General features: G+C 64.0%; 14 protein-coding genes. 6 read left to right on the forward strand and 8 right to left on the reverse strand.

What is annotated here, in order from left to right; genetic code table 11:
- Positions 1–22: 22 nt before the first annotated feature.
- Entirely contained in the window at positions 23–925 is a 903-nt protein-coding gene (locus tag ACL9RJ_RS07075) for an NAD(P)H-binding protein (protein WP_017125265.1), read from the forward strand.
- Here the strand turns inward: ACL9RJ_RS07075 and ACL9RJ_RS07080 are convergent.
- Complete coding sequence (locus tag ACL9RJ_RS07080; protein ID WP_017125266.1) at positions 916–1,827, reverse strand: LysR family transcriptional regulator; 912 nt, start codon at positions 1,825–1,827, stop codon at positions 916–918. The two genes, ACL9RJ_RS07075 and ACL9RJ_RS07080, sit on opposite strands and share 10 nt — an antisense overlap.
- Positions 1,828–1,992: 165 nt before the next feature.
- Between ACL9RJ_RS07080 and ACL9RJ_RS07085 the strand changes: the two genes are divergently transcribed.
- Positions 1,993–3,087, forward strand: a complete 1,095-nt coding sequence (locus ACL9RJ_RS07085) for a DUF1615 domain-containing protein (protein WP_422765065.1) — start codon at positions 1,993–1,995, stop codon at positions 3,085–3,087.
- Between the two features lie 76 nt (positions 3,088–3,163).
- Here the strand turns inward: ACL9RJ_RS07085 and ACL9RJ_RS07090 are convergent, their stop codons facing one another.
- The 4 genes from ACL9RJ_RS07090 to ACL9RJ_RS07105 form a co-directional block, all read right to left on the reverse strand.
- Positions 3,164–3,622 carry a phage infection protein gene (locus ACL9RJ_RS07090; protein WP_103032504.1) on the reverse strand — a complete coding sequence of 153 codons (459 nt, stop codon included), beginning with the start codon at positions 3,620–3,622 and terminating at the stop codon, positions 3,164–3,166.
- A gap of 163 nt (positions 3,623–3,785) precedes the next feature.
- Positions 3,786–4,301 carry an NUDIX hydrolase gene (locus tag ACL9RJ_RS07095; protein ID WP_422765066.1) on the reverse strand — a complete coding sequence of 172 codons (516 nt, stop codon included), beginning with the start codon at positions 4,299–4,301 and terminating at the stop codon, positions 3,786–3,788.
- An 8-nt stretch (positions 4,302–4,309) separates the two neighbouring features.
- On the reverse strand, positions 4,310–5,026 hold the full coding sequence (locus ACL9RJ_RS07100) for an NUDIX hydrolase (RefSeq protein ID WP_017125271.1): 717 nt from the start codon (positions 5,024–5,026) through the stop codon (positions 4,310–4,312).
- Position 5,027: 1 nt separating this feature from the next.
- Complete coding sequence (locus ACL9RJ_RS07105) at positions 5,028–5,573, reverse strand: adenylyltransferase/cytidyltransferase family protein (protein WP_017125272.1); 546 nt, start codon at positions 5,571–5,573, stop codon at positions 5,028–5,030.
- A gap of 167 nt (positions 5,574–5,740) precedes the next feature.
- Here ACL9RJ_RS07105 and ACL9RJ_RS07110 point away from each other — a divergent pair, with 167 nt between their 5' ends.
- From ACL9RJ_RS07110 to nadE, 3 genes are read left to right on the forward strand one after another with little or no spacing between them, the layout of a single operon-like run.
- Positions 5,741–6,394, forward strand: coding sequence for an isochorismatase family protein (locus tag ACL9RJ_RS07110; protein ID WP_017125273.1), 654 nt, complete (start codon positions 5,741–5,743; stop codon positions 6,392–6,394).
- A 3-nt stretch (positions 6,395–6,397) separates the two neighbouring features.
- Positions 6,398–7,627 (forward strand): nicotinate phosphoribosyltransferase, encoded by a 1,230-nt coding sequence (gene pncB / locus ACL9RJ_RS07115; protein ID WP_103032503.1) that lies wholly within the window; start codon positions 6,398–6,400, stop codon positions 7,625–7,627.
- A 1-nt stretch (position 7,628) separates the two neighbouring features.
- The gene (gene nadE, locus ACL9RJ_RS07120; protein ID WP_103032502.1) at positions 7,629–8,459 is read left to right on the forward strand and encodes an ammonia-dependent NAD(+) synthetase; all 831 of its coding nucleotides are present in this window, start codon (positions 7,629–7,631) and stop codon (positions 8,457–8,459) included.
- Positions 8,460–8,464: 5 nt separating this feature from the next.
- Here nadE and ACL9RJ_RS07125 read toward each other — a convergent pair whose 3' ends face one another.
- From ACL9RJ_RS07125 to ACL9RJ_RS07135, 3 genes are all read right to left on the reverse strand, one after another.
- Positions 8,465–9,655, reverse strand: coding sequence for an alpha/beta fold hydrolase (locus tag ACL9RJ_RS07125; protein WP_245222919.1), 1,191 nt, complete (start codon positions 9,653–9,655; stop codon positions 8,465–8,467).
- 69 nt (positions 9,656–9,724) lie between these two features.
- Positions 9,725–10,321, reverse strand: coding sequence for an NUDIX domain-containing protein (locus ACL9RJ_RS07130; protein WP_042935037.1), 597 nt, complete (start codon positions 10,319–10,321; stop codon positions 9,725–9,727).
- A 154-nt stretch (positions 10,322–10,475) separates the two neighbouring features.
- Entirely contained in the window at positions 10,476–11,678 is a 1,203-nt protein-coding gene (locus tag ACL9RJ_RS07135) for an MFS transporter (RefSeq protein ID WP_103032501.1), read from the reverse strand.
- Between the two features lie 453 nt (positions 11,679–12,131).
- Here ACL9RJ_RS07135 and ACL9RJ_RS07140 point away from each other — a divergent pair, with 453 nt between their 5' ends.
- Complete coding sequence (locus ACL9RJ_RS07140) at positions 12,132–12,923, forward strand: enoyl-CoA hydratase/isomerase family protein (protein WP_177118726.1); 792 nt, start codon at positions 12,132–12,134, stop codon at positions 12,921–12,923.
- The last annotated feature ends 8 nt before the right edge of the window (positions 12,924–12,931 follow it).

Here is a 12,931-nt window from a genome sequence, read left to right on the forward strand (position 1 = left end):
TCATTACTCAGAGGGTCAAGTCATGTATGTCATCACCGGAGCAACCAGCCGTACAGGTAGCCAGATCGCCCGCCGTCTGCTGGCGGCGGGCCAGCCCGTGCGGGTGATCGGTCGCAGTGCCGAGCGCCTGCAAGGGTTTGTCGACCTCGGTGCCGAAGCCAGCGTGGCCGAGCCCACGGATGCGTTGGCACTGGCCCGGGCCTTTCAGGGCGCGAAGGCGGCCTGGATCATGCTGCAGCCTAACTACGTTATCGACAGCCCGGACTTCCGGGCTTTCCAGGACAGCGTCACCCGTGCACTCTCGGCGGCGCTGCTGCAGTCCCCGGTGACCCATGCGGTGGTCCTGAGCAGTTGGGGCGCCGACCTGCCCTCAGGCAATGGTCCGGTGGCCGGGCTGCACGTCCTGGAGCGGCGCCTGGCAGCACATTCAGGCCTGAATGTGCTGAACCTGCGAGCGGGCTATTTCATGGAGAACACCTTGTCCTTCGCCGATTCGATCCTGGCCGAAAAGGTGGTGCTCAGTCCGTTCGATCCCGAGGTGCGGATGCCGCTGGTGGCCATTGACGATATCGTCGAGGCGGCCGTCGAGCAGTTGCTGCGGCTGGACTTCAGCGGACAGCGGGCCCTGGAACTGCAAGGCCATGAGGATCTTTGCCTGGGCGAAGCCACCCGGCGGATCGGTCAGGTGATAGGGCGTCCCGACCTGGAGTTCCGCCAGATCAGCGAGCAGGCTTTCGTTGACGGGCTGTTGGCTGCCGGCGCCTCGGACAGCATTATCGGTTTGATGTGTGAAGTGGTCGTAGCCATCAACGGCGGCCTGATTCGCGCACGCCAGCCGCGTAGCAGCAAAACCACGGGCACCGTGCGTTACGAGGATTTTGTCCGCCGCTCTTTGCTGCCACGCCTGGACGGTCTTCAGGTTTGAATGAACAAAGGGGTGCGTTCGACCTGTTCCTCCAGCCAGGCGATAAACACCCGGGTCGCCTGGGGCAGGTTCCGGCCCTGGGCAAAAAGCACGGAGACCGGTACCGGTGGGGTTCTGAACGCCGCGAGCACCTCGCGTAAGCGTCCGCTTTGCAGGTAGGGGCGGGCGAGGAATTCGCTCAGTTGGACCAGGCCGAGGCCTTCCAGTGCGCAATGCAGGTAGGCTTCGGTGTCGTTCACGCACAGCTGCCCGGCGAAGTCCACCGAGCGGGTCTGCTGCTCCTGTTGAAACTGCCAGGCTCTCGGTCGTCCGGTCAGTGCCGCCTGGTAGTTGATGATCCGGTGCTGCGACAGGTCCTCGGGCGCCTGTGGTATGCCATGGCCGTCGAGGTAGGTCGTGGCCGCGCAGGTGATCCATTGCAGGGCGCCGAGGGGCTTGGCGATCAGGCTCGAGTCGGGCAGTTGCCCGCTGCGTATCACGCAGTCGACGCCTTCACCGACCATGTCGATGGGTTTGTCGCTCAAACTGAGGATCAGCTCGATTTCCGGGAAACGCTGCTGAAAGCCCTTGAGTCGTGGCCATACCAGGGCCCTGGCCAGGGCAGCGGTCATATCGATACGCACGCGTCCGCGGGGGGCGGCACCGGTGTCGCGCAACTGTTCCTCGAATGCATCCAGCTCGGCGAGCCATTGCATGCAGTGCCGGTAGTACTGTTCGCCCCGGTCGGTCAGGCTCAAGCTGCGTGTCGTGCGTTGCAGCAGGGCAAACCCCAGGTGCGCCTCCAGTTGCTTGACCAGGCTGGTCACGGAGGAGCGTGGCAACGACAGGGCCTGTGCCGCGCGGGAAAAGCCCTGGCTATCGACCACTCGCACAAAGGTGCGCATGGCATGAAAACGATCCATTCAATCGGCCTGTGGTCAGTGAGGTGGCAAGCGTTGCATCCAGGCGGGTAATCGGCGCAAGGTGTTCTGGCGGCTGGAACAGCCGGTCACTTCGCGGTGTCGATAGTAGACAATTATTCGCACAGGCATTCGCACAGCAATGCGTCATCCATTTCCCGGGAATCCATGCCAATCATACGACTCTCCCTGATCGCCGTCCTGCTGTTGCTCGCCGGTTGTGGTTCCCGGTCTGCGCAGGAGCCCGTGCCAAGCAGCCCAGCGCAAGTGCGGGCGGATGTCCTCCGGCTGTTGCCGGCGAAGATCGCGGACCGTGCCGGCTGGGCCGCCGATATCCAGGTCGCCTTCACCAGCCGGGGCCTGGCGCCGACCACCGAGAACCTCTGTTCGGTGCTGGCGGTGACCGAGCAGGAGTCGAATTTCCAGGTCGATCCGCCGGTACCGGGCATGGGCAGGATCGCCCGGCAGGAGACCGACCGCCGGGCGGCCAAGATCCATGTGCCCGGCCTGCTGGTCAGCGCCGCCTTGCAGTTGAGTTCGTCCACGGGCAAGAGCTACAGCGAGCGGTTGAACAGTGCCCGGACGGAAAAGGACCTCAGCCTGATCTTCGATGACTTTATCGGCCGGGTGCTGCTGGGACGGACCTTGTTCGGTGGTTTCAATCCGGTGCACACGGCCGGTCCCATGCAGGTCAGTATCGCCTTTGCCGAAAAGCAGGCACGGGGTTATCCCTATACCGTCGAAGATTCTATCCGTCATGAAGTGTTCAGTCGGCGCGGTGGCATTTACTTCGGCATCGTGCATTTGCTCGATTACCCGGTCAGTTACCCCGAATCGATCTACCGCTTCGCCGATTTCAATGCCGGCCGGTATGCCAGCCGCAATGCCGCGTTCCAGAGTGCGCTCAGTCGTGCCTCGGGGATCAGGCTGGCGCTCGACGGCGACCTGATCAACCACGGCGCACTACTGCCCGGCGCCACGGAGCTGGCGGTACGCTCGCTCGGCAAACAGTTGGGCCTGCGCAATCCGAGCATTCGCAGCCAGCTGGAGCAGGGCGACAGCCTGGCGTTCGAAGGCACCGAGGTCTATGCGAAGGTCTTCGCCCTGGCGGAGAAAAATGCCGGCAAGCCACTGCCGCGGGCGGTCCTGCCGGGCATCACCCTGGAAAGCCCGAAGATCACCCGCAGCCTGACCACCGCCTGGTTCGCCAGGCGCGTCGACGAGCGCCGCCAGCGCTGCATGGCGCGGGCTTCGCAAGGCTGAAAATTCAGTATCTCGCCCAAAGAAAAAGCCCGGCTGACAAGGCCGGGCTTTTGGCTGGGTACCGCAGCGAAGCAACTCATGCACGATTCTGGATCAGACGATCGGAACCACCTTCGGCAACGCGGCGTTCGAGCAGACGATCGGAACCACCTTCGGCGACACGACGTTCGAGCAGACGATCGGAGCCACCTTCGGCGACACGGCGTTCGAGCAGACGATCGGAGCCACCTTCGGCGACACGGCGTTCGAGCAGGCGATCGGAACCACCTTCGGCAACGCGACGTTCGAGCAGACGGTCAGAGCCACCTTCGGCAACGCGGCGTTCAAGCAGACGGTCGGAACCACCTTCGGCGACACGGCGTTCGAGCAGACGGTCGGAACCACCTTCGGCAACGCGACGTTCGAGCAGACGGTCGGAACCGCCTTCAGCGACGGCCTGCTGAGCGTGGGCGGCCAGGGGTTGAGCCGAAGTTGCGGCGAAAGCGTTGACTGCCAGTACCGAGAAGGCGAGACCGAGAAAGAGTTGTCGTTTCATGGTGGTGTGCTCCGGGTGTTATGCGTTGGGTATGGAGCAAAGGTTACGCCGCTGGATTTTTAAGAGAACTTCATTGGGTCGATGGTGACCATCGACGGCAATGATGGGGGCACCGGCATGGCAGGCATGCCGGGCGGGAAGGGAATGGGCCGGGCGCGAGGGCCTACAGGGGGGAAGTCTCCCCGTGGGCGATCAGCATCATGGTCGCCGACAGGGTATGGCCATCGGTGATCCGGCCGGCGGCGATCATCGCCTTGAGTTCCGCCAGGGTGGCGAACAGCACTTTGTCGACCTCGCCATCGGTGCTTTCCACGGCTTCGCCGTCAATGTCCACCCGGCACACGGCGACCGCGCTGGCGATCAGCGAGGTGTTGCTGTGCAGCAGGCCCAGGTCCGTGACTTTCAGTGCGGGCCGGCCGGTCTCCTCCAGCAACTCGCGGGCAGCGGCATCGCTGGCGGTCTCGCCGTGGTCGATGGCACCCCGGGGGAACTCGATGGATTGCGCGCCGATGGCCCGGCGTTGCAGGACCGCCAGCATCAGGCGTCCGTCCGGCAGGACGGGTATCGCGACCACGCCGTTGACGGCCTGGGGTTCCTTGACGATGAAATAACCACGCTGCCTGACCACATCGAAGTAAGGGGTGTGCAGCAGGCATTCGGATTCGGTATCGGGCTTCATGCGGGGCGTTACTCCAGAAAACAGCGGTCGAACAGATAGAGCGCGTCGGGTTTCAGGTTTTCCAGGGTGGCTTGCGGACGACCGCCGTCTCCCTGTTTCTTGCGCCCGGTTTCGCGCAGATGACCGGCTTCGCTCATCTTCAGCAGGCGTTGCCGGGTACTGGTCTTGAGCACCGGCCGCGCAAGCACCCGGGAAAAGATCGCGGTAGCCTCCGGGGCACTGAACTCGGGACCGAGAAACATCAGCGGCAGGCTGCTGTACAGCGACTTGGACAGCAGTCGTTCCTGTGTCGCCGCCACCAGCGCATTGTGATCGAAGGGCAGGCGCACCGAGCCGTTGGCGACGCTGTCGAGGGCGAACCAGGCCTGATGTTCGTTGAGGCCCGGCGGTTGCGCGACGATGGCCAGGTAGAAGGTCGAGGATGACCAGCAGCGTGGATCGCGAAAGGCATCGCCGACGGTACCGACCTGTTCGATCCAGGCCAGCGGCAGGTTGACCTTGTCGCTGGCCCGCAGGCGTTCCACCGCGTCATCCAGGGTCAGGTCGGGCACCGCGCCGTTGACCACCAGGCCGGGCAGGGCCCAGTGACCCTGGAAGGGCTCGGCCTCGCGTTTGTGCAGGAGGATCTGCAGGCTCTGGGAATCGCGACAGTAGAAGAGCACACACAGGTCGACGGTGTGCAGGTAATCGCTTTTCTTCGGCGCGCTGGGTGTACGGTCCGGCATATCAAGTCCTGTGTGCGGCATAGAGCCCGTAGTCTACCGGATCCATCCCCGGTGCCATCCAGTGGGCGGGCACTGTTTCACCCAGGGCCAGGCGTTCACGCAGCAAGGTGCTGCGCACTCCGGCCTGTTCCTCCACGCAGAGCACCGAAAAACGGTCGAGCAATTGCGCGCCCAGATGGAAGTCCGGCAGTTGCGCGGCGACGTCGTGGCCGACCACCAGGACGATCCGGCGCGTCGGCAGCCCGGTCATTTGCGCCAGGGCGCAGAGCAGTTCGTAGCTGTAGACCGGCGCCTCGGTGTGTCGAGCCAGTTGTTCCTCGATCCGGCACACCGCAATCGCCGACGAGCAGTGCGGACGGACCTGGTCGACGATCCCCCGCAGCCAGCCCAGGCGCCGTTCGTAGTCGGCCATGCGCTTGCCGTGGGGATGCCTGAAGGAGGGCACCACCCATACCGAACGGGCATGGCGGGATGCTTCGATCATCACCTGGGCATGACCGGCGTGGGGAGGATTGAAGGCGCCGCCGTAGATTGCGAGTTCGTACATGATGGGTCTCCTTTGTTTTTAAAGTACTCGTCATATACTCTCGTTGCAAGGGGCGTGCTTTCGAATTGATTGCTTACTGGTAGAGATCGAAAAGAATTTTCGCTACGTCGCTTGATTTGAAAGTACATGACATGTACCTTTGTTTCATCGAAAAGGGAGAACCCGCCATGAACGCTCAAGTGATCAAGACCGCCGCCTTCGATGTCGATGCCCAGAAGGGCTTCACGCCGCTCTGCCCGGATGAACTGCCGGTGGTTGGCGGCCACCTGATCGGTGCGGAGCTGAACTTCATGGCCTCGCTGGCCGACGTCCGTGTCGGCAGCAAGGACGCCCACAGTCCCCAGGCGCCCTGGGTGGTCGACTCCCACGCACAGATGCTCAAGCCCACCGGCCTTGCGCACGCCGACCTGACCTGGGTCAGCCACTGCGTTCCCGGCACCCCGGGTTTCACGCTGCTCGATGAGCTGCCCGAGCCTCAGGACTACGACTATTTCGTCTGGAAGGGTGTGGAGCCTGCGCTGCACCCCTATGGCGCGTGCTTTCATGACCTGCAGCACAAGCTGTCCACGGGGGTGATCGAATACCTCGATGCCCGGCAGGTCCGCCAGGTGATCGTCGGCGGGCTGGCGCTGGACTTCTGCGTCAAGACCACCGCGCTGCAACTGGCGGGGGCGGGGTTCAAGGTCATCGTCTACCTGCCGGCCTGTCGTGCCCTCAGTGCCGACGGTGCACAGCAGGCGGTCCACGACCTGCAGCAGGCGCGTATCGAGGTCGTCAACAGTCGCGAACAACTGGCCCGTGCGGCCGGCCACAAGGAGTAAGTCATGGAAAGTGCATTCAACCGCGAAGGCGGCATCATCCAGGGACTGCTGGACACCGACTACTACACCTTCACCATGATGCAGGGAGTGCTACACCAGCACCCCAACGTCGAGGTGGAGTATCAGTTCATCGTGCGTTCCCGGGAAAAACTCGGCCACCTGATTCCCGAGCTGCGCAACGAACTGGAGAAACTCGCCGGCCTGCAGATGCGCGAAGGCGAGCTGCGTTTCCTGTTCAACCGGCGCTTTCGCGAGTACCTGACGGCAGACTTCGAGCAGTTCCTCGGCCTGTTCCGCTTCAACCTGCGCTATATCCACGTCAGTGAAGTCGATGGTCAGTTGAGCATCCGTGTCCGTGGCCCGATGTTGCACTGCATCATGTTCGAACAGCCGGTGCTGGCCCTGGTCAGCGAATTGCGCAATCGCGACAGATACCCGGACGTGGCGTTGGAAGATGTCAGCCGCAAGCTCTACCAGAAGTTCGAGTGGCTGGAGAAAAACCTCAGCCGCGAGGAACTGGCCGACCTGCGGGTCTCGGACTTCTCGACCCGTCGCCGGCTGTCCTTCCGTGCCCAGCGTGAGGTGGTGGATATCATGCGGCGCGATTTCCCCGGTGTGTTCGTCGGCACCAGCAATGCGCACCTGGCCTATGAATTCGACCTTCCGCTGATTGGCACCATGGCCCACCAATGGCTGATGGTGCACCAGCAACTGGGGCGCCTGCGGGAAAGCCAGAATGCGGCGCTGGAGAACTGGGTACGCGAATACCGCGGGCGTCTCGGCATCGCCTTGACCGACTGCATCAGCACCGATTTCTTCCTCAAGGATTTCGACCTGTATTTCGCCAAGCTCTATGACGGCCTGCGCCAGGACTCGGGCGATCCGATTGTCTGGGCCGACAAGGTATTAGCGCGTTATGCGCAGTTGGGGATCGATCCGATGACCAAGGACCTGATGTTTTCCGATGGCCTGAACTTCGAGAAATGCCTGCCGATCCTGCGCCATATCCGCGGCAAGGCCCGCTTCGGTTTTGGCATGGGCACCAGCCTGGCCTGCGATGTCGATGGGGTCGAACCCTTGAGCATCGTGATGAAACTGGTGCGGGTCCACGGCGAACCGGTGGTGAAGTTTTCCGATGACCCGGTGAAGAACGTCTGTGAAGACCCGTCGTTCCTGCGTTACGCGGCGCAGGTATTCAACGTGACTGAAATCAACCAGCAACTGGAGGTGTGAGATGGGGACCACGAATCAGGATCGTATTGCCATGGCGCTGGGGGTGAACCGGCAGTTGGCGCCAGGCGACGAAGCCGTCGAACTGAGCCGTCGTATCGATTTTATCAAGGCCACGTTGAAGCAGTCCGGTTGCCAGGCACTGGTGCTGGGGATCAGCGGTGGCGTCGACTCGCTGACGGCTGGGCGGCTGTGCCAGCTGGCGGTCGAGCAGTTGCGCGAGGAGGGCGGCAAGGCGCGTTTTATCGCGATGCGCCTGCCGTACCGGACCCAGGCGGATGAGGGCGATGCCCAGGCGTCCCTGGCGTTTATCCGGCCCGACCAGACCAGTACCGCGAATATCTCGGCCTGTGTGGAAGGCCTGATGGGCAGCCTTGACGTCGAGGGCCTGCAAGCAACGCCGGCGCAGGTGGATTTCGTCAAGGGCAACGTCAAGGCCAGGGCACGGATGATGACCCAGTATGCGCTCGCCAACTTCGTCAACGGGCTGGTGGTGGGCACCGATCACGCCGCCGAGGCTCTGATGGGCTTCTTCACCAAGTTCGGCGACGGTGCCTGCGACCTGGCACCCTTGTCCGGCCTGACCAAGGGCCAGGTACGGCGCCTGGCTTCGGCCCTGGGGGCACCGGAGCAACTGGTGTACAAGGCGCCGACCGCCGATCTGGAGGAACTGGTGCCCGGCAAGCCGGACGAAGTCGCCTATGGCTGTACCTATGCCGAGATCGACGCCTACCTGTTGGGACAACCGGTGTCGGCGCAGGCCAGCGCGATCATCGAGGCGGCCTACGCCCGCACGGCGCACAAGCGGGCCCTGCCGTATTCACCGGTTGCCTGATCGGTTCAAGGCCGCGATACCGGAGAGGGGCAATTGCCGGCGATCCATTCGCCGGCAAAGGCTTTGGCCACGAACCGGGTCGAGTCGGGCAGCGAGCCGTTGACGGTCGCCGAATGGTCGAGCTGCGGATACAGGTGCCATTCGATGCGGTCACCGGCGGCGCAGGCGTCCCTGACCAGCGCCTTCTGATCCGGTACGAAGACATCGCGGTCCTGGCCACCGGTGCCGATAAAGACCGGGATGTCCGACTTCAGCGTCGGATAGGCCGCTGCCCGGGTCACCGCCGCGAAAGCCGCCCTTGGCGAACGCTTGAAGCTGTTGTCGAAGGTGAGCTGGTTCGCCATGACTTGCTGCTCGATCTCGTGCAGGCATCCGCGCTGGCTCAGTTCGTAGGTCGGGATCGCCTGTTCGCTCAGGTAGTCGCTCGGCACAAACGACGGGTCGAGCAGTCTCGCCGTGTCGAGTCGCAACAGGTTATAGGCGAAGGTCGGTACCACCGAGCCGTGGGCGTTGCTCCGCTCACGGTCGGCGGCACGCTGGTGCACGGCGGCGTAGGGTGTGCCGGTTGCCACGACACCGACGATATCGAGGTCCGGGGCATAGGTACTGGCGTAGACCGCCGTGGCGAATGCCGCGCGACCGCCCTGGGACTGGCCGAACACAACGACCCGGGTCGACAGTTGGAAGTCGCCGTGGGCCACGGCACGGATACTGTCGAGGGTGTTGTAGGCCAGCGGGCGGGTCAGTCCGTAGGGATGCGGGCCGGGAGTTCCGAGGCCCTGGTAGTCGGTGGCGACGATCGCATAACCCTGCGCCAGCCAGTGATCGAGATAGCGTCTGTCGCGCTCGCTGCGCCGGGTCAGCGAGGGTGCGCAGACGTCAGCGCTGCCGACGGTGCCATGGGCCCAGGCCATCAGTGGCCAGCCACCCTTGGGTGGCGTGCCCCTGGGGATGAACAGCGCACCGGAGACAACGTTCGGCAGCGGCTTGCCGACGCCGTCGGTCGAGGTATAGAGAATGCGGATATTCTGGCCGGCTGCGGCCAGGCCCTGTTGCGGCGTCAGTGTCTCCGTGCGCAGTAACTGGCCGGGCTTGCCGGGCAGCTTGTCGGTCCACTGGTAAAACGCCGGAATGCCGGCGTCCACCGCGACCGGCAGCGGTTCGGCCTGCACGGCGCGCAGGCCCATGCCGGCCATCACGCACAGCATGCCGAGCCATGGGTATCGGGTCCTGCTCATGGGCGTTGTCCTTGCGGCGCGTGGCGTTCAGCGTGGCGATTCGAGGGTCTTGTTCAAGGCCACGTACTGCAACAGCATGATGGTCTTGGCGTCGACGATCTCGCCGCCGCGGACGGCTTGCAGCGCGTCGTCCAGGGACAGCTCCAGGACCTCCAGGTCCTCGCCCTCGGACTCCAGGCCGCCACCGTGGCCGACCTTGCTGTCGCCATCGTACTCGCCGAGGAAGAAATGCAGTTTCTCGGTGACCGAGCCGGGACTCATGAAGGCCTCGAAGATCTTCTGCACGTTCTGCACGCGGTAGCCGGTTTCCTCCTCGGCTTCGGCGCGGATGCGGTCTTCGGGCGAGGCGTTTTCCAGCAGGCCGGCGGCGGCTTCCACCAGCATGCCGTCGTGGCCGTTGACGAATACCGGGAAACGGAATTGCCGGGTCAGCACCACGGTCTGTTTTTCCCGGTTGAACAGCAGGATGGTCGCGCCATTGCCGCGGTCGTAGGTTTCGCGGCTCTGGCGCTGCCAGGTGCCGTCGCTGCGCAGGAAGTCGAAGGTGGTTTTCTTCAGCAGGTACCAGTCATCCGAGAGGACGGTGCTGTCGACGATGCGAACCCGGTCTTTCGTTGCAGTCATGATCCACGCCTTGTGGTGGGCAAAGCGCAGATCATACAAGGCGGATGGGGTTCTGTGGTGGCCTCTTCGCGGGCAAGCCCCAAGGGGCTTTTCATCCTGGTCAGTGTGGGAGGGGCATTCCGACGGAGGGGCCCTCGAGATCACCAGGGATGTTTCAGGCCACCGCCAGCTGCCGCTTGCGTCGTTGCGCAACCATCAGGAAGCTCAGCAGTGCCAGCAGCGGCAGGGCACTGCCCACCGCCATGATCGCCAGCCAGCCGCCTTGCTCGTACAGCGTGCTGGCCAGGGCCGAACCGATGGCGCCGCCGATAAAGATACTGGTCATGTACAGGGCGTTGAGCCGACCGCGACTGGCGGCGTCGAGGGCATAGACGGAGCGTTGGCCGAGTACCATGTTCATCTGTACCGCGAAGTCCAGCAGCACGCCGGTCAGCGCCAGGCCGATCACGCTGTAGGCCGGGTGGATCAACGCCGGGACAAAGCTCAGGGTCGCCAGCAGCATCGCCAGCCAGGAAGCCCGGTGGGTGTGTCCGGCATCCGCCAGGCGTCCGGCGATCGGTGCGGCGATCGCGCCCATCGCGCCCACCAGGGCAAACAGTGCGATTTCCGATTGCGACAGGCCATGGACCCGCGACAGCTCCAGCGGCACGGCGGTCCAGAACAGGCTGAACGTGGCAAACATCAGCCCCTGGTACAACGCCCGCTGGCGCAGCACCGGCTGCCGGCGGAACAGGTGCCCCAACGACGCCAGCAACTGGCCGTAGGTCGCGCTGTGGCTGGGCTGGCGCTTGGGCATGGTGACCAGGATCACCAGCATGATGAGCAGCATGAGCACGGCGGCGGCGATAAACACCGTGCGCCAGCCGAAGTGGTCGGCGATCACGCTGGACAGCGGTCGGGCCAGCAGGATACCCAGCAACAGGCCGCCCATGATAGCGCCGACCACCCGTCCGCGGGATTCCTCGGGGGCCAGGTGCGCGGCCAGGGGCACGAGGATCTGCACCGACACCGAACTGAAACCGATCAGCAGCGACACCACCAGGAACACGCCGGGCTGTCGGGACAGTCCGGCCGCCACCAGGCTGATCACCGAGATCAGCACGGTGCAGAGCATCAATTTGCGGTTCTCCAGCAGGTCACCCAGGGGCACCAGGAAAAACAGGCCCAGGGCATAGCCGATCTGGGTCAGGGAGACGATCAGGCTGGCGCTGTGGGCGGAGATGCCGAGGTCCGGGGCGATCAGGTCGATGATCGGCTGGGCGTAGTAGATGTTGGCGACGATGGCACCGCAGCAGAAGGCGAACAGCATCACCAGGGCACGGGTCATCACGGGCGCGGCGTGGGAGTGGGTCGGCATGGTTTCAAGGCTCTGGAACAGGTGAGGTGGGCGAGTCTAGAGATTGCCCGGCGGCGGTGTAAGGCCGTCACAGGCATAGTTGATATCAGCTCCGTTGATTATCCCGCATCCCTTTGGCGTTGGCCCGGCCGCCATCGCCGGCAAGCCGGCTCCCACAAGGATCAGGGCTCCACCGCAAGCGTATTGTCGAACCCGGCCCCTGTGGGAGACGGCCGGCTGGCTGGCGATAGCGATCTCAGCTTCACCGCGCGACTCCGGGAGTTGTTCGAAGATGTAACAACTTGCCCGCAGCGCAGCCTCCAATCTTTTAAATCTCTTTTCCAATCAACAGCTTGCCCTCTTAACCCGCACGCCTGTGGATTTTTCCGGGAGATTGCAGTCTTACTGAACACTTGTTTAGTATCACCCCAGCGCTTCACCTCACGCTCAAAAACAATAAGACGAGGGCCCTGCATGACCTCCCATCCGACACTGCTCGACACGGTCGAGGCCGGCATTGCCCGGATTACCCTCAACCGTCCCGAGCAACGCAACGCGCTGGACATTCCCACCCTCAAGGCACTGATCGACCTGCTGGATCGCTTCGAAGCCGACCCGGCGGTCCGGGTGCTGCTGCTGACCGGCAGCGGTCGCAGCTTCTGTGCGGGAGCGGACCTGGCCGAATGGGCCGATGCCGAACGCCGCGGCATCCTCGAGACCTACGGCTGGACCGAAACCGCCCATGTCCTGATGAATCGCCTGCACGGCTTCGCCAAACCGACCATTGCCGCCATCAACGGCACGGCGGTGGGTGCCGGGATGGACCTGACGCTGTGCTGCGATTTCCGCCTGGCCGCGCAATCGGCGCGCTTCAAGGCCGGCTACACCAGCATGGCCTATTCGCCGGACGCCGGTGCCAGCTGGCACCTGCCGCGCCTGATCGGTACGGAACAGGCCAAGCGCCTGTTGTTCCTCGATGAACTCTGGGGCGCCGAGCGTGCCCTGGCCACCGGCCTGGTGAGCGAGGTCTGTGCCGACGAGCAATTGGCCGCCAGCGCCACCGAACTGGCCAGCCGCCTGGCCGCGGGCCCGACCTTCGCCTTTGCCCAGACCAAGGTGCTGATCCGCGATGGCGCCCAGCGCAGCCTGGCCGAGCAGCTCCAGGCCGAACAGGCCGCCGGTCTGCTCTGCGGCCGCAGCCGCGATGGCATCGAAGCCCTGCAAGCCGCCGTGGAAAAACGCGTCCCCCATTTTATCGGCCAGTAACCGAACAG

The organism is Pseudomonas sp. Mn2068, assembly GCF_049319725.1.
Lineage (GTDB): Bacteria > Pseudomonadota > Gammaproteobacteria > Pseudomonadales > Pseudomonadaceae > Aquipseudomonas > Aquipseudomonas gingeri.

Coding starts and splice junctions, on each gene's coding strand:
- nadE (WP_103032502.1), top strand. CDS start 7,629: ATGGGGACCACGAATCAGGATCGTATTGCCATGGCGCTGGGGGTGAAC.
- ACL9RJ_RS07105 (WP_017125272.1), bottom strand. CDS start 5,573: ATGTACGAACTCGCAATCTACGGCGGCGCCTTCAATCCTCCCCACGCC.
- ACL9RJ_RS07095 (WP_422765066.1), bottom strand. CDS start 4,301: ATGAAGCCCGATACCGAATCCGAATGCCTGCTGCACACCCCTTACTTC.
- ACL9RJ_RS07110 (WP_017125273.1), top strand. CDS start 5,741: ATGAACGCTCAAGTGATCAAGACCGCCGCCTTCGATGTCGATGCCCAG.
- ACL9RJ_RS07125 (WP_245222919.1), bottom strand. CDS start 9,655: ATGGCCGGCATGGGCCTGCGCGCCGTGCAGGCCGAACCGCTGCCGGTC.
- ACL9RJ_RS07090 (WP_103032504.1), bottom strand. CDS start 3,622: ATGAAACGACAACTCTTTCTCGGTCTCGCCTTCTCGGTACTGGCAGTC.
- ACL9RJ_RS07080 (WP_017125266.1), bottom strand. CDS start 1,827: ATGGATCGTTTTCATGCCATGCGCACCTTTGTGCGAGTGGTCGATAGC.
- ACL9RJ_RS07130 (WP_042935037.1), bottom strand. CDS start 10,321: ATGACTGCAACGAAAGACCGGGTTCGCATCGTCGACAGCACCGTCCTC.
- ACL9RJ_RS07135 (WP_103032501.1), bottom strand. CDS start 11,678: ATGCCGACCCACTCCCACGCCGCGCCCGTGATGACCCGTGCCCTGGTG.
- pncB (WP_103032503.1), top strand. CDS start 6,398: ATGGAAAGTGCATTCAACCGCGAAGGCGGCATCATCCAGGGACTGCTG.
- ACL9RJ_RS07085 (WP_422765065.1), top strand. CDS start 1,993: ATGCCAATCATACGACTCTCCCTGATCGCCGTCCTGCTGTTGCTCGCC.
- ACL9RJ_RS07140 (WP_177118726.1), top strand. CDS start 12,132: ATGACCTCCCATCCGACACTGCTCGACACGGTCGAGGCCGGCATTGCC.
- ACL9RJ_RS07075 (WP_017125265.1), top strand. CDS start 23: ATGTATGTCATCACCGGAGCAACCAGCCGTACAGGTAGCCAGATCGCC.
- ACL9RJ_RS07100 (WP_017125271.1), bottom strand. CDS start 5,026: ATGCCGGACCGTACACCCAGCGCGCCGAAGAAAAGCGATTACCTGCAC.